We start from the raw sequence: 25,582 nt of genomic DNA, 5'->3' as shown, positions 1-25,582 counted from the left end.
TTTTTCCCCTTTCGAATTAATCAAATATATTGGACAATAATCCTTTGAGTTTGCCGACCACGCCGGTCTCTTTGGATTCATTATTCGTTGGTGCAGTTTCTTGTGTTGGTGCATCACTGGCTTTCACTTCTGAGGCCGGCTGCTGGACGGCAGCTTCCGTCATGCGTTTGGCCTTTGGTTTATTTCCGGAAATAGCCAATTTGGAAATGTGATAAATGTCATCCAACTGGGCAACATATTCGACAATGGCAATGGCATTGGCAAATATCGGGTTACGCAAGCCCATGTGATTCGGCACATACAGTTTGACGTTTGTCTTGAAAATATCTGCAGCCAGTTCAATCACTCCTGGAAGACTGGCGGCACCGCCTGTTAAAATGACACCGCCCGGTAAATCCAGCGCATCGATACTGTCCAGTACTGCTTTGGACTTGTTGAAAATCTGTTCTACGCGCGCTTCAATGATTTCCGACAAATATTTTTCATTGACTTTGACCGGCTCGTTTTGTCCGATGACATCCACCGGAAACTCTTCATTGACGGATGTCCGCTCCGGATAAGCATAGCCATAATTTATTTTCAATGCTTCGGCATTGGTCAGCGACGTATTCAATACCACTGAAATATCTTTCGTGACAAACTCGCCGCCTTCTTGTTCCACGTGTGCAAATTTCAATTCTTTTTCATACATGACGGCTGTGGTTGTCTGCCCGCCGCCCATGTCGATAATTGTCGTACCGAAGTCCCGCTCGCCGTCAGACAAGATGGACTCAGCCAGAGCAAGAGGAGTAATCACCATTTCATCCAGACCCAAACCCGCTTTTTCAACACACTTGCGAATGTTGTGAATGATCGTTTTCGGTCCGGTGAACAGCAAACCTTTCATATCCAATCTAACGCCTATCATACCGCGCGGATCTTGAATCCCTTCAAAGCCATCGACTTTGTACTCCTGCGGAATAAGCGTGATCACTTGGCGTTCAGGCGGGGTTGAGCGGACAACAGCTGCCGCTGCCACATTTCTGACATCTTCGGCAGTAATTTCTTTTGATTCTGTATTGACGGCTATCATGCCTTCGCATTTTTCAACTTCCAGCAGATTGGCCGGCAAACCGACATTGACACTTCGGATTTGGATGCCGGATTTTTCTTCAGCCTGCTTGACCGCACGCTGAATCGATTCCACTGTCTTGTCAATGTCAATGACAATCCCTCTGTCCAATCCTCTTGATTTTGCATTTCCCACACCAATTATATTGATTTGATTTTCTATATATTCAGCGACTACAACTTTCACTGATGTTGTTCCAATATCAAGACTCACATAAATCCCTGTTTTCGCCATGAAAGGTGTCCCTCCTATTTCCTCTCTATATATTTAACAGACGTTCCCTTTTTTATCCGATACCTCATACAATTCTATCATAACTATCACTAGTAAAGAAAGGAGAATACCTGTTTTCTTACATCTTTTTTTACTTAATCTGTTGAATTTTCTGTAGAATTTTTTGTCTCTTCCTTTTCTCTCAGACTGAACGGGTAGGAAAAGATACCAGAGTCGCCTGCTTCCATGTCAATGACGCCTTTTTCATCCATTTCCGCGACCACTTTGTCATAATAAGGCATCTTGGTAGCAATCGTCGTCGACAACCCAATAACCTCATTGCCGTCTTTCATAAACAACTTGATGCGGAACGGATTTTTTTTGGTGGCCAGCGACTGTATTTCCATAATTTGACGCTGGATACTTGCGTCAAATTGATTATACGCTTTTATCACTTCTTGTAAACTATCATTTTCTTTAAAATCCCGCAATACAGGTAATTTTTCTGAAAATTCTGTCACAGGCTCATCCTGCATGATTTTCCCGCTTTCAATTACTTGGAAGAACTGGTCGCCTTGTTTCGCATAAGCAACAATCGGGTATTCCTCCACGCTGACTTTCAACCGGTTTAAATCAACGATTGAAACTGCGACACTCTTCAACCGGGGATTCTCCTCCAAAACGCTGTTGGCTATAACTTGCCTTTGACGATACTGTTGCCACAGCGGTCCGCCCACTCGAATACCGGATGACGTCGCAATTGATTGCGGGTCGGACTTTTCAACTCCTGCGATGACAATATTGTCAACTTTGCTTAACGGAGAGATAAAATAAATTGTAATCAGCATCGCCATGCCTAAAACAGATAAAATAAGGATGAGCTGCTTTATCAGCTTTTTTTCTTGTGGCGTCTTGGGTCTTTTTAACGTTTCTTTGTTGTGTTCAATAGCCGCTTTGAATCTTTTTTTCACATTTTCAAAGCGTGAATCTTCTTTTTCAGTTTGACTCGTATCAAGTATTTCGGCAGGTGGCGGCACTTTTTCCGGCGTTTCTTCCGAAGTCTCGTGTGATGCCGTTTCCCCCTGCTGATTCCCATTCATTTCCCGGTACTTCTGGTTTTCTTTCTGCCATGGTGTAAGCATCACCTGCTTATCTTCCGACTCGTTACCGTTCGGCTCGTTCTTGTCTTTACTCAATGATACTTACCTCCATTCTGCATTAAGCCAATAATTCTTCAACCAGCTGATACAAGCGGTCCGTCGCATCGGCAATCCCCTGTTTGCGGGAAGCTTGCGCCATCTGCTGTCTGCGCTTTGGGTCTGCCATAATCCCATCAATCGCATTGACGAGCTTTTCGCCTGTTAGTTCAGCATCCTTGATTATTACAGCTGCACCTTTGTTCACCAGACTCATAGCGTTTTTCGTCTGATGGTCATTCGTTACATTAGGGCTGGGGATAAGCACTGCCGGCAAGCCCAATGCCGTAAATTCTGCCAGTGATGTGGCGCCTGCTCTCCCTGCAACTAAGTCGACATTGACCATCACGCGCTCCATGTTTTTAATATACGGTACAATTTTAACATGGGGCATTGCCGGCAAATCGGCCAGCGCCGTCTGCACTGTGTCAAAATAGACATCGCCTGAACCGTAAAGCACCTGATAGGGTTTGTCCGCCAACAGCGGCAAACTTTCCGTCATTGCCTGATTGATTTTCAATGCCCCGCGGCTGCCGCCGAAGACCAGCACCGTCGGTTTGCCCGGGTCCAGCTGGTAATCTGACAGAATGTCGGATGTTTCGGTCCCTGCAACCTCCTGCGCCCTTGGATTGCCGACCAGTACGACTTTATCTTCAGGAAAACTGGCGGCCGCTTCCGCAAAAGCGATGCCGATTTTATCAACGTAGCGTGCAAGAAATTTATTGGTGACGCCCGCCACGCTGTTTTGTTCATGAATGATGGTAGGGATGTGCAGTTTATGAGCAGCGTAGACCACCGGCCCACAGACATATCCGCCAGTCCCCATGACGATGTCCGGCTGAAAATCACGGATAATCTTCTTGGCAGCGGCAATGCCCTTGACAAATTTATAAACTGTTTTGACGTTTTCCAACGACAGAGAGCGTTTAAACCCTTGGATTTCAATCGACTTAAATGGAATGCCTTTATCCGGCACGATTTTACTTTCGAGACCTTTTTTCGTACCGACGTACAAAAATTCAGACTCCGGGTGCTTTTCTTTGATATAATTCACCAGCGAAACAGCCGGGTAGATATGACCACCTGTGCCGCCTCCTGTTACTAATACTCTCATGCGTATCCCTACTTACTTAATTTTTTCATTAATGCAACGAATGTTTCACCGCGAACTTCAAAGTTTGGAAACTGGTCCCAGCTGGCATTGGCCGGTGACAGCAGAATCGCATCACCTTCATCACTTTCCGAAAAAGCAGAAGGCACAGCTTCTTCAAGCGTGTCGACCAAGTGAACTGTTTCAACACCGGCTGAATCGGCTGCTTTTTTCAATTTTTCTTTCGTTTCACCGTAAAACACTGCCGCTTTCAAGCCTTTGAAATGCGGAATCAGCTCAGCAAATTCATTGCCTCTATCCAGCCCGCCGGCAATTAAGACCAGACGACTCTTTTCAAAGCCGCTCAGTGCCTTTTCTGTTGCCAGACTGTTCGTTGCTTTCGAGTCATTGTAAAATTTCCGTCCCGCCACATCACCGACATATTCCGTCCGATGAGGCACTCCGCTGAATTGTGTCAACGTTGCTTTTATAGCAGCTGTCGACACACCGGACAACTTGGCAACAGCAATCGCAACAAGCGCATTTTCAACATTATGTATGCCCGGCACGCCTAATTCCGATGCCTGTATTATTTCTTCCTGATTATAATGCAGCACACCTTGTGACAAGCATGCGCCTCTGTCCAGTTTTTTAGCTGTTGAAAATGGGATGACTGTCGCCTGTGTATGGTGCGACAGCTCTTGAAACACCGGCTGGTCGACATTCAACAGCAGGAAATCAGCACTTGTCATGTTTTCCTGAATCCGCCACTTGGCTGCCAGATAGGCCGCCTTGTCGCCGTGGTAATCCAGATGCGCTTCATACAAGTTAGTAATAGCCGCAATGTGCGGGCGGAACTCATCCACCCCCATTAATTGAAAACTTGACAGTTCGGTTACCAGCACATCATCGGCCGTCACATCTTGTGCGACAGTACTTGCCGGAAATCCGATATTCCCGGCAAGGTAGGCCTGACCTTTCTGACGCTCGCTGTTTAGCAGCTGATGAATCATCGTTGTGGTGGTTGTTTTGCCGTTTGTACCTGTAATCCCGATAAACGGGGCTTCTGAAATCTGATACGCAAGTTCGATTTCGGTGATAATCGGAATGTGTTTCTTTATTGCTTTTTCGAGAATAGGATTCGAATAAGGAATCCCAGGGTTCTTGACAATCAAAACGAACCCTTCATCAAGTAAATCTACAGGATGGCTGCCGGTGATTACTGTGATGCCAAGCTCTAGCAAATGCTGGGCATCAGGATTCTGGTCGAATTCCTTGGCGTCATTGACCGTCACAAAAGCCCCCAGCTTGTGCAGCAATGCCGCAGCAGCGACGCCGCTTTTAGCTAAACCAAGCACTAAAATCTTTTTATTTTCATATTTCTTTGTCGCTTTCATCCGTATAGATTCTCCTTGCTAAAGTATAATCGCCAGCGTGAGCGCCGACATAAGTAATCCCACTATCCAAAAAACAATATCCACTTTCCATTCAGACCAGCCGCTCATCTCAAAATGATGATGAATCGGCGCCATTTTGAATAACCGCTTGCCGGTCAGTTTGTACGACGCAACCTGCAGCATCACGCTGAGGGTTTCTATCACATACACCAGACCAATAAGCAGGAGCGTCCACTCTTGGTGCAGGGCAATAGAGATGGCTGCCAACATGCCGCCCAGCGCCAGTGAACCGACATCGCCCATAAAGATTTTAGCCGGTTTTTTATTGTAGATAAAGAATCCTAACAAAGAACCGACAGTCGCTACGCAAATGAGCAAAATGTCTGTCTGCTGCTGATGCCACGCAATGACGCCGTAAGCAGCAAATGAAATGATTCCCAAACCGGACACCAGACCGTCGATCCCGTCAGTCAAGTTGACCGCGTTTGAAAAACCGACCAGCCAAAATATCGCAAAGAGGCCGTAAAGTACCCCCAACGGGACATCGCCAATCAGCGGCAGTGTCAGTGTGCTGGAAAATCCTTCCATCCGGTAAGCCAGATAAAATACCAGACCGCCAAGCACCTGTCCCAGAAATTTTTGTTTTGAGTTCAATCCCAGATTGCGCTTTTTGAAAATTTTAATAAAATCATCCAAAAAGCCTAACCCGCCGTATAACACCAAAATAAAGATAATCAGCCAAAGTCCGGTCGTTAATGACTCCTGCCAAGCACCTGTTACGACTGTCGTAATGACGATGGCTATCAAAAACACCAGACCGCCCATCGTGGGCGTGCCTGATTTGGCAATGTGCCATGTGGGACCGTCATCTTGTATTTCCTGGCCGTGTTTTTTCATCTGAAAATAAGCGATAAACAACGGCATGATCAGCAAGACAATGGCAAAGCTGAGTGACAATGGTATCAGTAATTCTGTAAGTTTCATAATTATCTCCTAATGTTTCGCAAAATAGTCGTTCACAATCTCCACATCATCGAAGTGATGTTTGGTCGTGCCGATAATTTGATAGTCTTCATGACCCTTGCCAGCTATTAGTACCACATCATGTTTTTCTGCTTTTGATAATGCATACTCGATGGCTTCCCGCCGCTCAACGATTTCCACATATTTATTACCGCTCAAATGTCGGGTCATTTGTTTGATGATTTCTGTCGGGTCTTCCGTCCTCGGGTTGTCCGATGTGAACACCGGATGTGTGGCATAGGTCATGGCAACATCGGCCATAACCGGCCGCTTCGACGGGTCGCGGTCGCCGCCGCAACCGACAACGCAGTATACCGCACCTTCTGCAAATTTATTAATAGTTTTTAATACATTTTCCAATCCGTCCGGCGTGTGGGCGTAATCAACGATTGCCGTCACTCCACGATGGTTTGGTACTAGCTGGAACCGTCCCTTGACACCTTCAATTTTCGCTATGGACCGGATAATTGCCTCAGACGCAAGCCCCAGCCCGTAACAGGCGCCGAATGCCGCCAGTATATTATACACGTTAAAGTCGCCAATCATTTTCATGGTGACAGGATAAATCTCGCCTAAAAACAGCAAATCAAACGACGTGCCGTGGTTGGTAACCACGACATTCTGCGCTTGGATATCGCCCCGGCCTTGACAGCCGTAAGTCAAAACATTCGCTGCTGTCAGGGGAATCAAGCGCTCGCCGTACGCATCGTCAATGTTAATGACCGCCAGCTTTTGTTTTCCCTGTTCGCCGTAAGCATTTCCTAACTGTGAAAACAGCAGGCTCTTGGCTAAAAAGTATTCTTCCATTGTATGGTGGTATTCCAAGTGGTCTTGCGTCAAATTGGTGAACACAGCCACGTCAAAATCAATTCCCCGCACCCGGCCTTGAATGAGCGCATGGGATGACGCCTCCATCGTGCAATGGGTCAGACCGTCTGCGACCATATCCGCCAGCAATTGCTGTGTGGTCAAACTGTCGGGCGTGGTATTGGCAACAGGAATTTGCCGGTCGCCGATTTTACTGTACATCGTTCCGATAATACCGGATGAACGGTTGTTGTCATCAAGGATTGATGCCACAACGTGTGTGATGGTTGTTTTGCCGTTGGTGCCTGTGACACCGACCATGCCCAACTTGCTGCTGGGATTGCCTGTTGCCAGTACACTGAGCTGAGCGAGTGCTTTTTGAGTATCATTTACATAGAGCACCGGCACAGCCACTGACAGTTCTTTTTCTGCAACAATCAGCGTTGCACCTTTGGCGACCGCCTCGTCGGCCAGCTGATGGCCGTCGACAACAGCGCCGACAATACACACAAAACAAGTGTTTTCTGTTACCTTGCGGGTATCATGTTGAACTTGCGAGACGCGGACATGCCGCAAGTCTGTATCATTTTTTTTCACAAGTTGTAGCGCATTTTTAATCTGCTCACCGTTCATAAACAAGTCTCCTTCGTTCATTAGTTATCGCTCGGGGTATCCCCCGCTTCAATTTGAAGCGCGTGTTTCAAGATGCCGTTGGAAATTTTAGCAATCATCTGGTCAGGACCAACCTTATCCGAAGGTTGCTTCATCGTGACATAAACAATATACTTCGGATCTTCTGTCGGTGCAATTTGCACGACAGAATAGACATAATCTCTGGCTCCACTTAAATATTTTCCTTGTTTTTCATCAAAAATCTGGGCTGTGCCTGTTTTAGCTGAGACATTGACTCCTTCAATATCATACACGCCGTAACCAGTACCATAATTCGCATCATTTACAACATCACCCATGTATGTCAATACTGCATTAGCTGTCGTTGCTTCAATCGGTGTACCGACAACAGTCGGTTTGAGAACATTGTCTTTGCCGCCTTGTCTTGTCGTTTTCTTAATGAATTGCGGGCGCATCATCTCGCCGCCATTGGCAATTGCCGTGAATCCTTGCAACATTTGAACAGGCGTCACCGATATGGCCTGACCAAATGAAGTCATCGCCGTATCCACGATCGTGCTGTCCTGGATGCTGCCGGTAATTTCCCCGCCTAAACCTGAATTGGTCGTTTGTCCAAAACCAAACTTATTTAGAAACTTGGGCCACTGCTCGCCCATTTTTTGTTCAAGATGTACCATTCCGACGTTGCTGGAATGAGCCAGAGCCTGTCGAAAAGTCAACATGCCGCTACCAAAATCCCAGTCATTAATTGTTGCATCACCCACGTCAATCGACCCCGACTGAAATGTCGCATGTTCATTAAAATTACCGGACTCTACAGCCGCGGCAACGGTAAAGACTTTCATTGTGGAGCCGGGTTCGAAGGAGCTCTGCACAAGCAGATTTTGCCAAGTCGGTTCCGGGTCGTCTTTCTTTTCTTTCGTTAAACCTTCTTTGGTTTCCGGATTAAAGGTCGGCCGTTGAGATGCTGCCAGAACCTCGCCCGTCGCCGGGTCGACCACAGTTGCCGTTGCTTCGACTGGCTCGGCTTCTTTTGCCACTTCATCCATCAGTTCCTCCAGCCGAAACTGCAAGTTGCTGTCAATGGTCGTATAAATGTCCTGTCCGTCCTCAGCCTCTTTGTCGATGACAGCTGTCCCGGGTATTTCATTGCCATTGACATCACGCTGGTAATATTTCAGCCCGTCTTTCCCTTTCAACAAATCGTCATACGCGGCTTCGATCCCCATGACGCCTGTCAAAGCGGAGTCTTCATTTTTCTTATCGCTCGGTGCCACATAGCCAATCAAATGCGATGAAAAAACACCGTTGGGATACATGCGTGCCGGATGCTCCATAAAATAAATCCCTGTGATTTTCGCTTTCTCCAAAGCAGCTTCAATGTTGAGTTTAGTTTCAAGCGACAAGTTTTTTCCGGCTGCGCCGAACTCCACACTTTTGATTTTATCGCCTGCTTCGTTTGTTGTCTGGGACAGTTGTTTCAGTGTCAGTTCTTTTTCCACACCGGCGTATTTATTGAGAATTTCTGCAATACGCCCATGGTCCTTTTCATGAACAAACAGTTCCTTGCCGTTCAAACCGATAAATTCCTCGTCCAGCTCGGCATATAAAGAATAAGAAGTAGCGTCTTTTGCAATCACTTGGCCATTGCGATCATATATGGTCCCTCGTTTTGCTTTAACCACGCTACTACCTTGATATAATGCTTGCTTTTTTTCGCTGAGACTTTCAGACGCTACCTTGCCGACTGTTATCAGATAGGAGAAGCGAATAGCGAATATTAAAAAAACGGCAATAGAAGCCGCAAAAAGGATAACTCCTACTTTTTTTCTATTGCCTGCTGGTGATAAGTTTTTTTTGTCAATTTTTGCTTTGATTTTTTTTAACTTTATGATTAGCTTTTCTTTGTTCATTACCGAATGTTCCTTATATTCTCTTCACGATGTTTGACATCTGCTTCTTCAGCAATTTTGTTCACTCTGTCTTTTCGGCTAAGCTCGTTTTTTTCCTGCTCCAATTGTTCTATGATCTCTTTATCGGCGCTGACTTCCTGTTGGATGGCAGTGATGGGTTTTTCTTCTTGATTGATAGCCGTTGACAGCTGGACTGTGGCCACTGACAAGACGACAAATGTGACAATAAACAGTGCCACAACAAGTTTTTCTAATTTCGACACTTTGTCCAGTTTCCGTTTAGGAACCAGATACGGTGTTACCTCTGTCAATACCTTCTCTTTAGTGGATGGTTGAACAACAGGTATATCAAGTTGCTCATGATTATGTTTTTCAGCATTTGTCAATTGTCATTCCCATCCTTTCTCACAAACGTATTCTTTCCGCAATTCGCAGTTTGGCGCTTCTGGAGCGGTTGTTGGATGCAACCTCTTCAGCAGTGGGTAAAACTGGCTTGCGGTTGACTAGACGCAGTACCGGCTGGTATTCTTCCGGAACCACCGGCAAGCCCGGCGGTAGGTCTCTAACCTCACTGTACTGCTTAAACATATTTTTTACAAGACGATCCTCTAAAGAGTGGAAAGTAATCACACTGACCCGGCCACCAAGCGCAATCAGCGCAATAGCCTGTTCCAGTGATTCTTCCACAACTTGCAATTCGTCATTGACCTCAATCCGAATCGCTTGGAACACCCGTTTGGCAGGGTGGCCGCCCTTGCGCCGCGCCGGGGCAGGAATGGCTTCTTTAATGATAGCCACCAGCTCCGAAGTTGTTTCAATCGGTTTCTGCTTGCGATGCTTCTCAATTGCGCGTGCAATTTGCTTTGAAAACTTTTCTTCGCCGTAACGGTAGAAAATCCTCACCAAGTCATGGTAGTCATACTCATTGACCACTTGCTCCGCTGTCAGCGGATTTTGCCGGTCCATGCGCATATCCAGCCGTGCATCCTTATGGTAGCTGAAGCCCCGTTCGGCTTCATCCAGTTGCGGAGAGGACACGCCTAAATCGTAAATGATACCATCTACTTGTGTGACGCCGCGTCTGGCAAGTTCCGCCTGCAAATGACGGAAATTGCTGTGCACAAAGGTTATCATGCCTTTTGCAACATAGGGTTTGAGCGTTTGCTCGGCAAAGGCTAAAGCAGTCTCATCCTGGTCAAAGGCATACACATGACCCTGTTCGTTCAATTGTGACAGAAGATATGCCGTGTGACCGCCTCCGCCCAGCGTGCAGTCAACATAAATGCCATCCGGCTTGATATTCAGCCCATCAACGGTTTCTTTTAATAATACAGTTGTATGCGAAAATGTAGCTGACATCCTTATCCTCTTTCTAACGTCATTCTTTTAAAAGCCAAAATCAATCATCTGTTCGGCAATGTCATCAAAATTTTCTTCCGCTTCAGCTGAGAATGCTGCCCAGCGTTCCGCGCTCCAAATTTCAATTCGGCTGGAAACGCCGATTACGACACAATTTTTTTCCAAAACAGCATGATTTCTTAATGTCGGGGGTATATTGATACGGCCCTGTTTATCGATTTCACATTCAGTCGCAGCTGAATAAAAAAAACGGACAAAGGCACGCGTCTCTTTCTTGGAAATCGGCATTTCTTTCATTTTTTGTTCCATGATTTCCCATTCGCTTTGAGGATAACCAAATAAACAGCCGTCCATACCTCTTGTGACAACAAACTTTTCGCCAAGTCCTTCACGAAATTTTGCTGGGACAATCAGTCGGCCTTTTGCGTCTATGTTGTGTTGAAATTCGCCCATAAACATCGCTGGTCACCTCGATTTACCACCCATATGACTTAGTCTACCACATTCCCCCACTTTCTACCACAAACTTCTTTAAAAAAAATATTTTTTTTCATTTTCGTTCGCATTTGGGGAATGCTTCTAAAAAAGAGACAATTAAAAGTCTTCAACCCTTAATTGTCTCTCGTCTTACAGATAATTAATGATGCTCATTACAATCAACACAATATATATCAGCAGTGTGACCAAAAAGATAATCCGCCACAACATCTTGATGTATCGCTTGTATTTAATTTCCTTGAAAGTGCTGGCTTGATAGACAGCGACAACCATGCCGAGCATCAAAGAAATCAGAATCATATATGGTAAAATGGATGCCCCGATGGTATCCACCGATAGAAAATGTAAGCCAATAAACAAAAATGGCGTGGCGATGTCCGGAGATTTGATGCCCAGACGCTCACTTAGAGATAGTGTTGTAACAATAAAATTGCAGGCAAACATTAAAATAACTGGAAATATATACCATAAAAATACAGTAACCGATAATGAATTCATGCCTGTCTTCCCTTCATTTTTTTGACATCGATTACGTTGCTTTCCTACATTAGTTATTATACTAAAATCAGGTTACATATCTATGTCAGTTCTTTTAATTAGACTGGTCTTTTAAACGACAATTATTACGGAAAAATCCCCGCTAGTTATCAAAAGCGGCGGGGATTTTCCACATATACATCATGCCAAACCATAAAGGTCAAAACCGTCCATAGTTTACGCGAGTTGTCGCGGACGCCTTGACGGTGGTCGGACAACAAACGCAGTGCATAGTCTTTGTTCAAATACTGATCCGTTTGCGACGTCTTGATGAGCTGTTCGGCCCAGTCGTAAAGTTCGTCTTTCAGCCAGTAGCGTATCGGCACCGGGAACCCGAGTTTCTTGCGATACAGCACGTGCTCAGGGACAAAATCTTCCGCCGCCTTGCGCAAGATGTACTTGGTCGTGCCGTTGGCAATGCGCAGCCGCGATGGAATCGTGCGTGCCAACTCGAATACTTTCCGGTCCACAAACGGCGTCCGCAATTCAAGGCTGGCAGCCATCGTTGTCCGGTCCGCGTTCAACAGCAAATCGCCCACGAGCCACGTATGGATATCAATGAATTGCATCCGGTCAATCGGATCATAGCCGACCGAAGCATCATAAAACGGTTTAGTCACCGTGGTAAACGGCTTGCGGCTGTCGTAGTTTTTCAGAAGCACTTGCTTTTCAGCTTCATCGAAAATTTTGGCATTGCCGACATAGCGTTTTTCCATCGGTGTCGTGCCGCGTTCAATAAAACTTTTTCCCTTCATCCCTTCCGGAAAGACATTAGCTACCGCACGCAAAGCCGAGTTCAACGCTTGCGGCATGTTGTTGAATAATTTTAATGAATTCGGTTCATTGTAGATGGTGTAGCCGCCGAACATTTCGTCAGCACCTTCGCCTGACAGCGACACTGTACAGTGCTTCGCCGTTTCGGCCGCCAAAAAGAACTGCGGCACAGCCGCCGGGTCAGCCAGAGGGTCATCCATGTACCAGACAAAGCGCGGAAATTCATTGATAAATTCCTCAGGTGTAATGACTTTGCTGACATTTTTGACATGGAGCTTTTCTGCTGTTTCCTTGGCAACGTCGATTTCGCTGTAACCTTCCCGTTCAAATCCGACCGACACAGTGGTGATGTCAGGATTGAACTCCTTGGCAATGGAAACGATGATTGATGAATCCACACCGCCCGACAAAAATGAACCGACTGTCACGTCAGAACGCATGTGCTTCTCGACACTTTCAAACAGCGCATCTTTTAATTTGCCGGCCAGCTCTTTCTCTTCATAATCCACCGGTGCAAACGTGGCTGCCCAATATTTTTCGATGCGCAGCGGCTGGTCTTTCTCTTTTACCATGTAGTGCCCCGGCAGCAGACGCTTGATGCCTGTTGTCAACGTCAGCGGCTCCGGTACATACTGGAACGTCATATAATGCTGCAGCGCATCATGGTCCAGTTGCTTTTCTTGCATAATTTGTCTGATTGCCTTTGCTTCCGAGGCAACATAGACAGCACCATTCTCTTCTGCATAATGGAACGGTTTGATGCCGAAATGGTCGCGCGCCATGTAAGCTTTCTTTTCTGCTTTATCCCAAATGACAAATGCAAACATGCCCCGCAGCTGTTCGGCAGTTTGCTCGCCGTATTTTTTATAGACAGCCAGAATGACTTCTGTATCGCTTTCTGTTTTGAAGGCGTAGCCTTCTGCTTTCAGTTCTTCTCTCAGTTCAATATAGTTATAGATTTCACCGTTGAAAATAATCCAGTAACGTTCATCATCATAAGACAGCGGCTGGCTGCCTTTTTCCAAATCAATGATGCTCAAGCGTCTGAAACCCATTGTAATATCTGAATCTTGAAAGTAACCTTCACTATCAGGCCCTCGATGGACAATCAAAGCGTTCATCTCTTTAATTGTTTCTTTTTGCCCCTGAAGCAGTTCTGGATCAAGGTCTTGATGCAAGCATCCTACAAATCCGCACATTATCTTTTTCCTCCTGATTTCTGAAGTTCACATCTTTAACATTATAGTGGAAAACACCATAAGGTTCAACGGTTTAATCACTTCCTTTTATTTTTTAAGAGATCTTTAATAAACCATTTCAGTGTTATAGCTAACAAAAATCACCCGGATATGATAGTATAATACTTGATTAACTGCGAGTCGCATCAATCTTCTGTGCGGCTTTTAATTAAGAAGGAGATGTCACTCAATTTGAACAAAAAAGAAAAAAGCACTTTTGCCAAAGTGACTTCAGCGGTCATCTGGATTATGCTGATTGCGATGATTGGCTCTATTGTTATCGGAGCATTGTCAATCTTGGCAAATTAAACACCAAAAACCTGGTACTGTTTTAGACAGTACCAGGTTTTTCTTTGGCCATTGCCAATAATTCCTGCGCGTGTTCAAGTGTCAGTGCTGTTACTTCACTGCCGGACAGCATCCGGGCAATTTCTTCCGCCCGCTCAGCTTCATCCAGTTCCTGAACAAACGTTTTCGTGCGGTTGCCGGACACTTCTTTCCGGATATAATACTGCGTGTCTGCAACAGCAGCCACTTGAGGCAGGTGCGTGATGCACAGCACTTGCGAGTTTTCCGCAATTTGATGGATTTTTTCTGCAATAGCCTGAGCGACTCGCCCGCTGACGCCGGTATCCACCTCGTCAAAGACAATGCTGGTAATCTCCTGCGATTTGGAAAAAATGGTTTTCAGCGCCAGCATCATTCGCGACAGTTCGCCTCCCGAGGCGATTTTAACCAGCGGCTTCAATGATTCCCCGATGTTGGTCGAGATGAAAAAGGCCACCTCATCTTGTCCCCGCGGGCCAATTTTCTCGCTGTCACTGACAATCTGCACACTGAAAACAGTATCCGCCATATACAACTCTCGCAATTGCACCATCATGTCCTTCTCAAGCCGCTCAGCAGCTAGTCGGCGTGCCGCTGTCACGTCTGCTGCCAGCGAATGGACAGTTTCTTTTTGCTGCAGCAGTTGTTGCTGAAGTTCCTCCAGACGAGCGCCTGAAAAAACGGCTGATGACAGTTCTTTTTCGATTTCCCCGGCATAAGCCAAAACAGCGGCAACCGAATCGCCGTACTTCCGTTTTAATTGCCGAATCGTATCCAGCCGGTTGTCGACCTCTTCCAGACGCCCTTCATCCATTTCCAGTGTATCTTGCAGCGACGATACATCCGCGGCAGCTTCCTGCAGTGTGTAGTAGCTGGTCTTTAACATTTCCGAAACCGACTTGTAATGCTCGTCCAGTTCTTCAATGCTCTCCATTGCTTCCATTGCCAAACCGATTTTGTCAATCGTCTGCAGCGGTTCACCCTGTAAAATATCGTAACTGTTTTGAAGGGCGGCTGCTATTTTTTGGAAATTCGCCAATTTCTTGCGTTCTTCCAGCAGCGCTTCTTCTTCCCCTGCTGTCAGCTGGGCGGCTGCTATCTCATCAAACTGAAATTGCAGCATATCCATCCGCTGAACATATTCTTGTTCATTCCGCTGAAATTCATCGAGCGTTTTAGCCGTCTGCCGGTATGTTTCGTAAGCTTCCCGGTATCGCGCCAACAGTGTCTTCAAACCGTCCGGCCCATATTCGTCCAGCAGTTTGATATGACGTGACGCCTGCATCAGCTCCTGATGTTCATTTTGACCATGGATATCCACCAAATATTTACCGACTTCCCGCAAGGTGGCTGTGTTCACAAGCTGACCGTTGATACGGCAGCTGTTCCGTCCGCTCCGGTAAATCTCGCGCTGCAAAATAAGCTGGTCATCAGCCATATCCACGCCGACATCCGATAAAACACGGGCTATTTTCTGCGGCTTTTTCACCCCGAACGACCCTTCGATTCGCAGACGGTCCGCCTGTTCTCTGATAAAATCCGTTGACCCGCGGCCGCCGACAAGCAGGCTCACCGCATCAATAATAATCGATTTCCCTGCACCTGTTTCGCCGGTCAGCACGGTCATGCCTTCTTTAAAATGGATGTGCAGCTCGGAAATAATCGCAAAATCCTGGATAAACAGCTCTTGAATCATGTCTCAGCACCTTCTTTATACTAAATCCAGCAACAGCTGCTTCAATGCCGCTGCATCCGCTTCTGACATGCTGATAATCAGCACCTTGTCATCATTGGTCATGACAACAAATATTTTTTCCGGAAAGACCTGTTCAATCAAACCGCCCAGAGCAAAGCCGCTGCCCGGGGTAGTGCGGATGGAGACAAATTTTTCCATTTGTTTCAGTTCTACGAACGATGAACGGAACAGTTTTTCCAAACGCTGAGAAAAATCCTGCTTTTCGCTCGGCATGCTGTACCGGTACTCATGAAAACCAATGGGGACTTTTACCAGCTTCATTTCTTTAATATCCCGCGAAACGGTTGCCTGTGTCACATCCACGCCGCGTTCTTGCAGCAATGCAACCAGCTCTTCCTGTTTTCCCACAGGCACTTCCCTGATCATTTTTTGTATCAGCCGCTGCCGGTCTTTTTTACGCATGATAGCACCTCCAAAAACTACTTTTTATGTGTCTCACGCTTCAATGCCTGATGCGCCAGAGCAACCACTTGTGCGGGTGTCGGCACACCTGCCTGTATCTTCCCGCTACCTTGTTCCGCCAATGTCAAATGCGCCAAAAACTCAATATTCCCATCTCCACCGGTAATCGGCGAATAATCCAGCCCCGTCACATGATACCCGTGTTTCAGCACAAAATCCAGCACCTGAGCCAATACAGCGATGTGTATGTTCTTTTCCCGGATGACCCCTTTTTTGCCAACCAGTTCCTTCCCCGCTTCAAACTGCGGTTTAATCAACGCCACCACATCACCTTCAGGTTTCAAAATATCGGCCAGCACCGGCAATATTAAGTTAAGTGAAATAAACGACACGTCAATGGTTGCAATATCAGGCCGCCCTTGTGTAAAATCTTCCGGTTTGGCATAGCGGAAATTCGTCTTTTCCATCACAACAACTCTCGGGTCTTGGCGCAGTTTCCACGCCAGCTGGTTCGACCCGACATCCAGCGCATAACTGAGCGAAGCGCCGTTTTGCAAGGCAACATCCGTGAAACCGCCGGTAGAGGACCCGATATCCAGCAAAATTTTCCCCGACATATTGATTTGAAAAACGTCCAACGCCTTTTCCAATTTCAACCCGCCTCTGGAAACGTATTTTAACCCGTCGCCTTTGGTGTGGAGCGGCGTTTCTGCATTTATCTTTTCGCCCGGTTTGTCATAACGCTGGTTTTTGTCATCATAGACCAATCCTGCCATAATCATGCGCTTGGCTTTTTCCCTCGTATCTGCCAGCCCCTGCTGGACAGCAAGGACATCCACCCGCTCTTTTTTTAATTTATCAGCCATCATATCTCCGTCAATTCTTTTAATATCACATCAAGCATCGTCTGACCAGTCACATCCAGCGCCGCTTTTGCCTGCTGCAAGGCGGCAGCGGCGTGATCACACTCATCGTCAAGGGCCGTCTCCGCTCCGGCAATCCCCAAAAGCGACACATACGTGCTTTTGTGAAGCGCTTGGTCCGCGCCAGTCTTCTTGCCGATTGTCTGCTCATCGCCGATCACATCCAGCAAATCATCACGTATTTGGAATGCCATGCCCAAATGTTCAGCATATCTCAGCAAAGCACTGCCCGCTTCTGCCGGGTGCGGCACAAGGGCTGTAGCGGCCGCGACAGCCGCACGAATCAAGGCGCCTGTCTTGCGCCGATGCATCTTTTGCAGAGTTTCAAGCGTAATTTGCCGGTTTTCCGACTGGATATCAAGCACTTGCCCGGCAATCATCCCATTGGCCCCGGCTGCGTTTGCAAACAGCTGCGTAATAGCCAAGACCGCTTCCGCCGGCAAGTCCGCCTGACTGACCAAATGGAATGCCTCTGTCAGCAAGCCATCACCGGCCAGTATCGCCAACGCTTCGCCGAACACTTTGTGGTTCGTCGGACGACCGCGGCGCAGTTCATCATCATCCATCGCCGGCAAATCGTCATGAATCAGCGAGTATGTATGAATCATCTCCAGCGCACTGGCGGCCTGATAAACACCTGCCGTTGCCGGCTGGCCGAGAAATTCCGCGGCGGCAATCAACAGCAGCGGACGAAATCGTTTCCCGCCCGCTGCCACCGAGTAGTCCATTGCCTCAAACAGCTTGGCAGATGCGCTGTTTTTCTTTAAAAATCCGCGCATGATGCTGTCGATCTCAGGCACATGCGCACCGGCAAATGCTGAAAAAGTCTGTGTCATCTATTCCTCTCCTTTGTCATCAAAAGGAATCTCCTGACCGTTTTCCGTCATGATTTTAGTCAGCATCTCTTCGGCACTGGTCAATGTTTCCTGACACAACTTGCTTAATTCAACGCCTTTTTGAAAATGGGCAAGCGCCTGCTCCAACGGAATGTCGCCGCCTTCCAGCTCTTTGACGATTCCTTCCAGTTCCGTCATGGCTTCTTCAAATGTTTTTCTATTTTCTGTTGTCATTCACGTTACTCCGCTTTCTTATGTATTTTCGAGACAGTCGATTCTAAATAACCGTCTTGCAAATTCGTTGTGAGCTGCTGTCCTTCTGCAACATCATCCACAGATTTGATAATCCGCCCGTCACTGACAGTATAACTATAGCCCCGCGCCATCGTTTTCAAGGGACTTAACAAGTCCAGTGCCGACACCGCATCAGCCAACTCTCTTCGGCGCCGGTCCTGATAGGTGGCAACACTGGTCAACAAACGCTCGCTGACCCGCTCCAGCTGTTCCCGGCTGCGCTGGACCCGGTCTTTCGGATTTTGCAGCAGCAGCCGGTTCTGCTGCTTCGCAAATTGAGCTTGACGCGTTTGGACTGTTTGATAAACAGCCTGCTGAAGCCGCTGCTTCAACAAATCCAACCTCATGGAAAAACCCTCGTATAGTCGGCCCGGATGTTTGAACACATAAGAATCCAGACTATGTTGAAGCCGCTGACGGTCCTTTTTCAGTAAATAGGACATCGTTTGCAGCAAACGGGCTTCCTGCTGACGTATTTTATACAACTCTTCGGTCAGCACCGGAACGGACAGCTCGGCTGCGGCGGTTGGCGTGGCCGCCCTGACGTCCGCTACCAAATCGGAAATCGTGATGTCGGTTTCGTGACCGACAGATGAAATCACCGGGGTGTCCGCCTGGTAAATGGCACGCGCCACGATCTCCTCGTTAAACGGCCACAAATCTTCAATGGAACCGCCGCCGCGGGCAATAATCATCGTATCAAAATTCCCTGCCCGTTCAACTCTTTCAATGCTTTTAACGATATCCGCCGCCGCTTTGTCACCTTGGACAACCGTCGGAAACACCACCAGCTCAACAATCGGGAACCGGCGCTTGATGGTCGTTATGATATCGCGGATAACCGCACCGCTCGGGCTGGTCACTACAGCGATACGTTTTGGAAAAGCTGGGATGGCCTGCTTGTGTTCAGACTGAAACAAGCCCTCCTGAGAGAGCTTTTGCTTCATTTTTTCCAGCGCCTGATACAGTGCGCCGATGCCGTCAGGCTCCATGTGTTCCACGTAAAGCTGGTAGCTGCCGCTCGGTTCATAAAGCGACACTCTGCCGATGGCGAGCACCTTCATCCCTTCCTCAAGCTGAAACTTCAGCTTCTGAAAGGCGCCTTTAAACATGACCGCCGAGATTTTAGCCCCGTCATCTTTCAAGCTGAAATATTGGTGGGCATTCGCACGAAGCCGGTAATTGGATATTTCGCCAGTCAGAAAAACCCGTTCCAAATAAGGGTCCGCATCAAATTTGCGCTTGAGGTATTTTGTCAATGCTGTCACTGATAAATATCTTTCCTGAGACATGCCTCAAAACTTCCTTACCTTTTTATTTTCTCGCATTTGCCACCGTCTGTTCCATCAGCATGGCAATCGTCATCGGACCGACTCCGCCGGGGACCGGTGTAATAAATCCGGCAACCGGTTCAACCTCATCAAATTTGACATCGCCGATCAATTTGCCGTTTTCATCACGGTTCATGCCCACGTCAATCACAACGGCACCCGGTTTAACAAACTCTTTCGTCACAAAATTCCCGCGGCCGATGGCCACTACCAGAATGTCTGCCTCACGGGCCACAGCCGGCAAATCTTGTGTACGGGAATGGGTCATGGTCACTGTTGCGTTTTGCATCAGTAAAAGCTGCGCCATCGGTTTGCCGACAATGTTGCTTCTGCCGATAACAACGGCTTTTTTGCCTTCCGGCTCAATCTGGTAAGCCTCAAGCATCTTCATGATGCCATATGGCGTGCACGGGATTTTATCGGGACTGCCGATGAAAAGCTGTCCCATGTTGTAAGGATGGAAACCATCTACATCTTTTTTCGGATGAATCGCAAGCAGGACTTTGTCAGCATCGATGTGCTTCGGCAAAGGCAGCTGCACCAGTATACCGTGAATCGTCTCATCCTGATTATAGGCCTCGATTTTAGCCAGCAGTTCTGCTTCGGTGATACTGGCCGGGATGCGTTCAACAACGGAATGAATGCCGATTTTTTTGGCACTGATTTCTTTGTTCTTCACGTACGTTTGGCTGGCAGGATTGTCCCCTACCAAAAGCACCACAAGCCCAGGCACGATACCTTTTTCTTTCATGCGGCTGACTTCTTCTGTTAATTGTGCAGTGATTTCTCCTGCTAGTTTTTTGCCATCAATGAGTTTCGCCATGCATCTTTCCTCTTTTCTGTCTTTTTAGGTCTATTCTAGCATAATTTATAACGTGTAAAAAGCTGCCGGCACACAAAAAAACTCGAAAAAGCGTGTTATTGCTTTTCCGAGTCGACTTTGTGCATAATGGATGACAGCACGCCGTTGACGAACCGCCGCGATTCATCCCCGCTGAATTCTTTTGTCAGCTCGAGTGCCTCATTTAACGATACCTTCGGCGGGACGTTGTCAAGATACAGCATCTCAAACGTTGCTAAACGCAAGATAATCAAATCTGTTTTTGAAATCCGCTCAAGCCGCCATTTGTTCAGGTGGGTGCTGATCAATTCATCCAGCTCAGGCTGTTTTTCCGTTACACCTTCTGCCAGCAAGGTCAAGTAAGAGGGAATCTCGCTCGTTGCTACCTCCTCTGCCGGTACATCGGCCGATTCCGCCAAAACATAGGCGAGTATTTCCGCAACAGGCTGCGCCTCATTGAACGACCGGGCAAAAAGCGCCTGAAAAGCTAATTGTCTAATTTGATGTCTTGTTAACTCCACACTAGTCTTCCTCATCTTCAGCATCAAACAGTTCATCCAAGTCAGGAAGAACCGTTTTTTCCGGAATCACACCGACAACATGGATGTTGACTTCTGATAATTCCAAATCGGTCATGTACAACACTTGCTGTTTCACTTTTTTCTGCATGTCTACAGCGACTTTAGGAACAGAGACACCATAGTTCAAATAGCAGTACAAATCAATTTTGATGTCGCCTTCTTCTGAGGACAGGTACACGCCTTTGTCATGCGCCGAGCGGCCTAAAAGCTCTGTCACGTTGGATGCCAACGTGCCTCTCATGGCATAGACTCCCGGCACATTGGACGCTGCAATGCCCACGATTACCTCGATTACTTCCGGTGCCACGACAATTTCGCCATTGATTTCTTCAGCTGGATTGCTTAAGACTAAATTTTTGTTCTCTGGCATAGGTTTTCCTCCTTTAGATTCATTATGCACGTGACACATAAGACCCGTCACTTGTGTTGATCACCAGTTTGTCTCCCTGATTGATGAAGAACGGCACTTGCACGACCAGACCCGTTTCCATTGTCGCCGGTTTCGACCCGCCGGATGACGTATCGCCCCGGATTCCCGGTTCAGTATCGGCTACTTCCAGCGTAACTGTGTTCGGCAAATCGACACCCAGTGTTTCAGAACCAAACATAATAATGTTGAGTTCGCTGTTCTCCAAAATATACTTCAATTCGTCTTCGATTTGTTCTTCAGGCAATTCGATTTGTTCATAAGTCGTTGTGTCCATAAACACATGATTGCCGCCGCTCTCATACAGATATTGCATTTTCCGGTTGTCGATTTGTGCTTTCGCCACTTTTTCCCCTGCACGGAAGGTCTTTTCCTGCACACCGCCGTTACGCAGATTTCTCAGTTTTGTTCGCACAAACGCGCCGCCTTTGCCGGGTTTCACATGTTGAAAATCAATGACACGCCAAATGCCGCCGTCAAATTCGATTGTCAAGCCGGTTTTTAAATCATTTACAGAAATCATCAGTTTCCTCCTACTATCTGCTGCTCAGCCTTTTGCCGAGTCTACAAGTATTTGTCTATAAAATAATAAGCTCTTTTGGTGATTGTGTCAAACTCTCCACACCATTTTCCGTGATTAACAGGTCATCTTCAATCCGGACACCGCCAATCCCTGATAAATAAATGCCCGGTTCGTTTGTGATGATGTTGTTTGCAACGAGCGGCACATCTGAGATTGCCGACACATGCGGCCCCTCGTGCACTTCCAAACCGATGCCGTGACCAGTCGTATGCCCGAAAGCTTCACCATATCCTTTTTGCGTGATGTAATCACGTGCGACAGCATCCAGTTCTTTCCCGGTCATCCCGGGTCTGGCTGCTGACATGACTTGCTGCTGGGCATCGAACACAATCTGATAAATGTCCTTTAATTGGTCAGACGGTTCGCCAATCGCGATTGTGCGCGTGATGTCAGAAACATATCCGTCATAATAGCAGCCGAAATCCAGTGTCACAAACTCGCCGACAGCAATCTCCTTGTCAGTTGCCACGCCATGCGGCAGAGCAGAACGTTCACCGCTGGCGACAATTGTCTCGAATGAGACTCCGCTGGCACCCATCGACCGCATATAGAAATCCAGTTCATTGGCGATTTGACGCTCTGTCATGCCCGGTCGGATACACGTCAGAATGTGCTCGAACGCCGCATCTGCAATGGCACAGGCTTTCTTGATGGTTTTTATTTCTGCTGTATCTTTGACTTCGCGAAGTGTTTCCACTAGCCCTGAAACAGGCAGCAAGTCTTGCTCTACTAAAGCCTCCAGTTCAAGGTACTCCTTGAAGGTGACTGTTTCCTCTTCAAACGCTAAATTTTCAGCATGCTCCTTTGACAACAATTCAGCAATCAGCTCTTCCATCGGCCCTTGTCTTTGAATGATGTCAAACTCTGCAGCCTGCGAGCGTGCCTGGTCCACGTAGCGGAAATCCGTGAGCAGGAAAGCAGCGTCTGCTGTTATCAAAGCAGCTCCCGCACTGCCGGAAAAACCGGTTAGATAACGCAGATTGTAACGATTTGTCACAAGAAAAGCAGAAATATCAGTGGTCCGCATCAGTTCCCGCAGCCGGTCAACGCGTAACAATCCCATGTCATCACTCTCTTTCATCTGTTCTTCTTTAAATTATAACAGACTGTGAAACCAAATTAAACTAAAGTCCGATAGTAAAACCTTTTTCCTGACTACAAAAAAACAGCCTGTCAGCGACAGACTGTTTTTCATGTTCATTGTCTTATTTAGCAATCGGATAGACAGAGACTTGTTTTTTGTCCCGTCCTTTGCGTTCAAAACGGACGACACCGTCTACTTTTGCATAAAGTGTATCGTCGCCGCCACGGCCAACATTGACACCCGGATAAATTTTAGTACCGCGCTGACGGTACAAAATTGCGCCGCCTGTCACTGTTTCGCCGTCGGCACTTTTAGCACCCAGACGTTTTGATTGTGAATCACGACCGTTGGCAGTTGAACCGCCACCTTTTTTCGTCGCGAATAATTGTAGATTCATTTTCAACATAGGTTTCGACCTCCTTAAACCAGCATAATTTTGATGTACTTGTCATATTCTTCAGCCACGCTCTGTAAGCCAATCAGTAAACTCTCAAACAAAACCTGAGTGGTTTCCCGCTGTTTGCCGCTCAAGCCAGCCGGCGTTTCGCAATAAAGATACCCGCCGTCTGTTTCATTCACTTCAAGAATCGGCCGGTAACCAGCCAGCTTTTCAATACTGTTAATCGTATTGGCCGCCAGCGCAGAGACACCTGCACACACGATATCACTGCCGTACGCAGCATAGTCTGCGTGCCCGGTAATTTCAACAGAAATAATCTCTTGCTGCTGATTTCGTTTGATTGTCGCCTGAATCACTTGCATGACCTCCACTTTCACCGTTCAAATTAAGCGTTGATCGCTTCAATCATCACTTTTGTGTAAGGTTGACGATGACCTTGTTTACGATGGCTAGATTTTTTTGGTTTGTATTTGTATGTCACAACTTTCTTTTGCTTGCCCTGTTTTTCAACAGTTCCTTCAACAGTTGCGCCTTCGATGGTCGGTGTTCCAACTTTTGTTGTTTCGCCGCCGACTAAAACCACTTCATCGAATACTACTTTTTCGCCGGTTGCCACGTCCAGTTTTTCAACGTAAATTGCTTGACCGACTTCCACTTTTACTTGCTTACCACCAGTTTTAATAATTGCATACATGCCGCTAAGCACCTCCTCTTCTTTACTTAGACTCGCCGTGATAAGTGATAACTCCGTAAGAGTTATGCTTCTATTTAACTTATTTCCGCGCGGTTGTAGCTGTGGTGCTCACAATTACAACATTCAGATTATAGCAAAAAAAAAAGATAAGGTCAATAGAATCAACCTTATCTCTCCTGATAGTAGGGGACGTCCGCCTCTGTTTCAAAGAAATTCAAAAGATCCATTTCTTGAAACAGCTGCGAGCGGTATGCTTTCAACGCTTTGGTAGCCATAAAATGCTCCGCATAAATCATGCCTTCTTCAATCCAGATACTTGCTGTCCCCAAGATAGAGAACACCAGATAACCGGTGACAAGTTCTTTTGGCACTTTTTCAATGGTTGTCGTTTCAGAATATTGTACATGTTCTTTAATCAATTCATAAAGTTTCACACCCAGCAATTCCTGATACTTCCGGGCATCGTTCTCCTTTAAAAGGGTGATGAAAAAATCCGGATAGTTGCCGATAAAACGGTACATCTTGTCTAATACAATTGAAGGTGTCTGCTTCTCTTCATCATTGTCTAGTTGGTGATAGACAACGATCTCTTTAAAAAAGTCGTTGATAATGCCAAACATCACATTATCTACAAACGTGTCTTTGTCTTTATAATGCAGATAGAAGGTACCTCTAGTTACTTGCGCCGTGTTCGTCAAATCTTTGATGTTCATTTCGTGTAATTTGCGACTTTTCAACAATTCTAAAAAAGCATAACGCAGCTTATTACGAGTCTTAATTACTCGCGGATCAGTTTTTCCCATGATTGTCAAATTCCCCTTATTAAAATAGTTGCTTGCGCCCTACAAAGCCGGTCATCCCCCTAACCAACTTTGTCCTCATACAAGTATATCTTAAAAAACTCTTTTTTGTCTAGTTATTTTATTTTTTATAACGCATACTTTCCTACGCATAATTTTATTTGTGGAAAAGGTCAGAAAAACGGTGATACAGTGGACTTGTTTAATTATTTTTTCCGAAAAAACCAAAAAGCTTATTGACTAATTTACATTTCTTCATTATACTATTACATGTTGCGTTAATAACAATTCGATCTGTCGCAGTAGCTCAGCTGGATAGAGCATTCGCCTTCTAAGCGAACGGTCGGGGGTTCGAATCCCTCCTGCGACGTCATCTTTAAGAAGTTGGAAACTTGCCGCATCGTTCTGCGATAACGATGTCCCCGGTAAGTTTCTTTTTTGTTATCCGAGAAACTTTTTGGTGACTGGACAGTTTTCCGCCCGCATACAGCTTATGAAAAAGTCACACTTATCA

At 46.6% G+C, this 25,582-nt stretch carries 28 protein-coding genes, 1 tRNA gene and 1 other annotated feature; of the genes, 2 read left to right on the top strand and 27 right to left on the bottom strand.

All coding sequences use genetic code 11. The features are described from left to right. Positions 1-16 precede the first annotated feature (16 nt). From ftsA to asnB, 12 genes are all read right to left on the bottom strand, one after another. The gene (gene ftsA, locus CBF27_RS05770; protein ID WP_126813318.1) at positions 17-1,345 is read right to left on the bottom strand and encodes a cell division protein FtsA; all 1,329 of its coding nucleotides are present in this window, start codon (positions 1,343-1,345) and stop codon (positions 17-19) included. Between the two features lie 134 nt (positions 1,346-1,479). Beyond that, positions 1,480-2,520 (bottom strand): cell division protein FtsQ/DivIB, encoded by a 1,041-nt coding sequence (locus CBF27_RS05765; RefSeq protein WP_126813316.1) that lies wholly within the window; start codon positions 2,518-2,520, stop codon positions 1,480-1,482. Between the two features lie 22 nt (positions 2,521-2,542). Beyond that, positions 2,543-3,634 (bottom strand): undecaprenyldiphospho-muramoylpentapeptide beta-N-acetylglucosaminyltransferase, encoded by a 1,092-nt coding sequence (gene murG / locus CBF27_RS05760; protein ID WP_126813314.1) that lies wholly within the window; start codon positions 3,632-3,634, stop codon positions 2,543-2,545. 8 nt (positions 3,635-3,642) lie between these two features. Beyond that, entirely contained in the window at positions 3,643-5,007 is a 1,365-nt protein-coding gene (gene murD / locus CBF27_RS05755; protein WP_126813312.1) for a UDP-N-acetylmuramoyl-L-alanine--D-glutamate ligase, read from the bottom strand. A gap of 18 nt (positions 5,008-5,025) precedes the next feature. After that, positions 5,026-5,991: a phospho-N-acetylmuramoyl-pentapeptide-transferase gene (gene mraY / locus CBF27_RS05750; RefSeq protein WP_126813310.1), complete on the bottom strand. Its 966-nt coding sequence runs from the start codon at positions 5,989-5,991 to the stop codon at positions 5,026-5,028. 9 nt (positions 5,992-6,000) lie between these two features. Next, positions 6,001-7,470: a UDP-N-acetylmuramoyl-L-alanyl-D-glutamate--2,6-diaminopimelate ligase gene (locus tag CBF27_RS05745; protein WP_126813308.1), complete on the bottom strand. Its 1,470-nt coding sequence runs from the start codon at positions 7,468-7,470 to the stop codon at positions 6,001-6,003. Between the two features lie 20 nt (positions 7,471-7,490). Then, on the bottom strand, positions 7,491-9,383 hold the full coding sequence (locus tag CBF27_RS05740; RefSeq protein WP_126813306.1) for a penicillin-binding transpeptidase domain-containing protein: 1,893 nt from the start codon (positions 9,381-9,383) through the stop codon (positions 7,491-7,493). Continuing rightward, positions 9,383-9,769 (bottom strand): hypothetical protein, encoded by a 387-nt coding sequence (locus CBF27_RS05735; protein WP_126813304.1) that lies wholly within the window; start codon positions 9,767-9,769, stop codon positions 9,383-9,385. The genes CBF27_RS05740 and CBF27_RS05735 overlap by 1 nt, the downstream gene beginning before the upstream one ends. A 19-nt stretch (positions 9,770-9,788) precedes the next feature. Next, positions 9,789-10,742, bottom strand: a complete 954-nt coding sequence (rsmH, locus tag CBF27_RS05730) for a 16S rRNA (cytosine(1402)-N(4))-methyltransferase RsmH (protein ID WP_126813302.1) — start codon at positions 10,740-10,742, stop codon at positions 9,789-9,791. A gap of 27 nt (positions 10,743-10,769) precedes the next feature. Further along, entirely contained in the window at positions 10,770-11,201 is a 432-nt protein-coding gene (gene mraZ / locus CBF27_RS05725) for a division/cell wall cluster transcriptional repressor MraZ (RefSeq protein ID WP_126813300.1), read from the bottom strand. A gap of 168 nt (positions 11,202-11,369) precedes the next feature. Further along, on the bottom strand, positions 11,370-11,738 hold the full coding sequence (locus CBF27_RS05720; RefSeq protein WP_126813298.1) for a DUF3397 domain-containing protein: 369 nt from the start codon (positions 11,736-11,738) through the stop codon (positions 11,370-11,372). A gap of 149 nt (positions 11,739-11,887) precedes the next feature. Then, positions 11,888-13,750, bottom strand: coding sequence for an asparagine synthase (glutamine-hydrolyzing) (gene asnB, locus CBF27_RS05715; protein WP_126813296.1), 1,863 nt, complete (start codon positions 13,748-13,750; stop codon positions 11,888-11,890). 231 nt (positions 13,751-13,981) lie between these two features. Between asnB and CBF27_RS05710 the strand changes: the two genes are divergently transcribed. Beyond that, a complete protein-coding gene (locus CBF27_RS05710) occupies positions 13,982-14,098 on the top strand; it encodes a DUF4044 domain-containing protein (protein WP_126813294.1) in 117 nt (38 codons plus the stop codon). A gap of 22 nt (positions 14,099-14,120) precedes the next feature. On the opposite strand, the gene recN is transcribed toward CBF27_RS05710, so the two are convergent. From recN to CBF27_RS05635, 15 genes are all read right to left on the bottom strand, one after another. Then, complete coding sequence (gene recN / locus CBF27_RS05705; RefSeq protein WP_126813292.1) at positions 14,121-15,812, bottom strand: DNA repair protein RecN; 1,692 nt, start codon at positions 15,810-15,812, stop codon at positions 14,121-14,123. A 15-nt stretch (positions 15,813-15,827) separates the two neighbouring features. After that, on the bottom strand, positions 15,828-16,274 hold the full coding sequence (locus CBF27_RS05700) for an arginine repressor (protein WP_126813290.1): 447 nt from the start codon (positions 16,272-16,274) through the stop codon (positions 15,828-15,830). 17 nt (positions 16,275-16,291) lie between these two features. Continuing rightward, entirely contained in the window at positions 16,292-17,140 is an 849-nt protein-coding gene (locus CBF27_RS05695) for a TlyA family RNA methyltransferase (RefSeq protein WP_126813288.1), read from the bottom strand. After that, positions 17,140-18,033 (bottom strand): polyprenyl synthetase family protein, encoded by an 894-nt coding sequence (locus tag CBF27_RS05690; protein ID WP_126813286.1) that lies wholly within the window; start codon positions 18,031-18,033, stop codon positions 17,140-17,142. The genes CBF27_RS05695 and CBF27_RS05690 overlap by 1 nt, the downstream gene beginning before the upstream one ends. After that, positions 18,034-18,267, bottom strand: coding sequence for an exodeoxyribonuclease VII small subunit (locus CBF27_RS05685; RefSeq protein WP_126813284.1), 234 nt, complete (start codon positions 18,265-18,267; stop codon positions 18,034-18,036). Positions 18,268-18,272: 5 nt separating this feature from the next. Next, entirely contained in the window at positions 18,273-19,619 is a 1,347-nt protein-coding gene (gene xseA, locus CBF27_RS05680) for an exodeoxyribonuclease VII large subunit (RefSeq protein WP_126813282.1), read from the bottom strand. A gap of 22 nt (positions 19,620-19,641) precedes the next feature. Next, entirely contained in the window at positions 19,642-20,481 is an 840-nt protein-coding gene (locus CBF27_RS05675) for a bifunctional methylenetetrahydrofolate dehydrogenase/methenyltetrahydrofolate cyclohydrolase (RefSeq protein WP_126813280.1), read from the bottom strand. Positions 20,482-20,576: 95 nt separating this feature from the next. Further along, the gene (gene nusB, locus CBF27_RS05670; protein ID WP_245985968.1) at positions 20,577-21,020 is read right to left on the bottom strand and encodes a transcription antitermination factor NusB; all 444 of its coding nucleotides are present in this window, start codon (positions 21,018-21,020) and stop codon (positions 20,577-20,579) included. Between the two features lies 1 nt (position 21,021). Beyond that, complete coding sequence (locus CBF27_RS05665; RefSeq protein ID WP_126813278.1) at positions 21,022-21,450, bottom strand: Asp23/Gls24 family envelope stress response protein; 429 nt, start codon at positions 21,448-21,450, stop codon at positions 21,022-21,024. A 22-nt stretch (positions 21,451-21,472) separates the two neighbouring features. Further along, positions 21,473-22,030 (bottom strand): elongation factor P, encoded by a 558-nt coding sequence (gene efp, locus CBF27_RS05660; RefSeq protein ID WP_126813276.1) that lies wholly within the window; start codon positions 22,028-22,030, stop codon positions 21,473-21,475. A 55-nt stretch (positions 22,031-22,085) separates the two neighbouring features. Next, positions 22,086-23,153: a M24 family metallopeptidase gene (locus CBF27_RS05655; protein WP_126813273.1), complete on the bottom strand. Its 1,068-nt coding sequence runs from the start codon at positions 23,151-23,153 to the stop codon at positions 22,086-22,088. A gap of 142 nt (positions 23,154-23,295) precedes the next feature. Continuing rightward, on the bottom strand, positions 23,296-23,580 hold the full coding sequence (gene rpmA / locus CBF27_RS05650; protein WP_126813271.1) for a 50S ribosomal protein L27: 285 nt from the start codon (positions 23,578-23,580) through the stop codon (positions 23,296-23,298). A gap of 14 nt (positions 23,581-23,594) precedes the next feature. Further along, positions 23,595-23,930: a ribosomal-processing cysteine protease Prp gene (locus CBF27_RS05645; protein ID WP_126813269.1), complete on the bottom strand. Its 336-nt coding sequence runs from the start codon at positions 23,928-23,930 to the stop codon at positions 23,595-23,597. Between the two features lie 29 nt (positions 23,931-23,959). Then, positions 23,960-24,268 (bottom strand): 50S ribosomal protein L21, encoded by a 309-nt coding sequence (rplU, locus tag CBF27_RS05640; protein ID WP_126813267.1) that lies wholly within the window; start codon positions 24,266-24,268, stop codon positions 23,960-23,962. 18 nt (positions 24,269-24,286) lie between these two features. After that, positions 24,287-24,373: a sequence feature (ribosomal protein L21 leader region), on the bottom strand. A gap of 62 nt (positions 24,374-24,435) precedes the next feature. After that, on the bottom strand, positions 24,436-24,981 hold the full coding sequence (locus CBF27_RS05635) for a TetR/AcrR family transcriptional regulator (RefSeq protein WP_170175010.1): 546 nt from the start codon (positions 24,979-24,981) through the stop codon (positions 24,436-24,438). Between the two features lie 383 nt (positions 24,982-25,364). Here CBF27_RS05635 and CBF27_RS05630 point away from each other — a divergent pair. Beyond that, a tRNA-Arg gene (locus CBF27_RS05630) sits at positions 25,365-25,438 on the top strand. Positions 25,439-25,582 lie beyond the last annotated feature (144 nt).

Origin of the sequence: Vagococcus acidifermentans, from assembly GCF_003987655.1 — a bacterium.
Taxonomy (GTDB): Bacteria; Bacillota; Bacilli; order Lactobacillales; family Vagococcaceae; genus Vagococcus_B; species Vagococcus_B acidifermentans.
The sequence above is the reverse complement of the archived record's forward strand: the minus strand, read 5'-3'. Positions and strand labels throughout refer to the sequence as shown.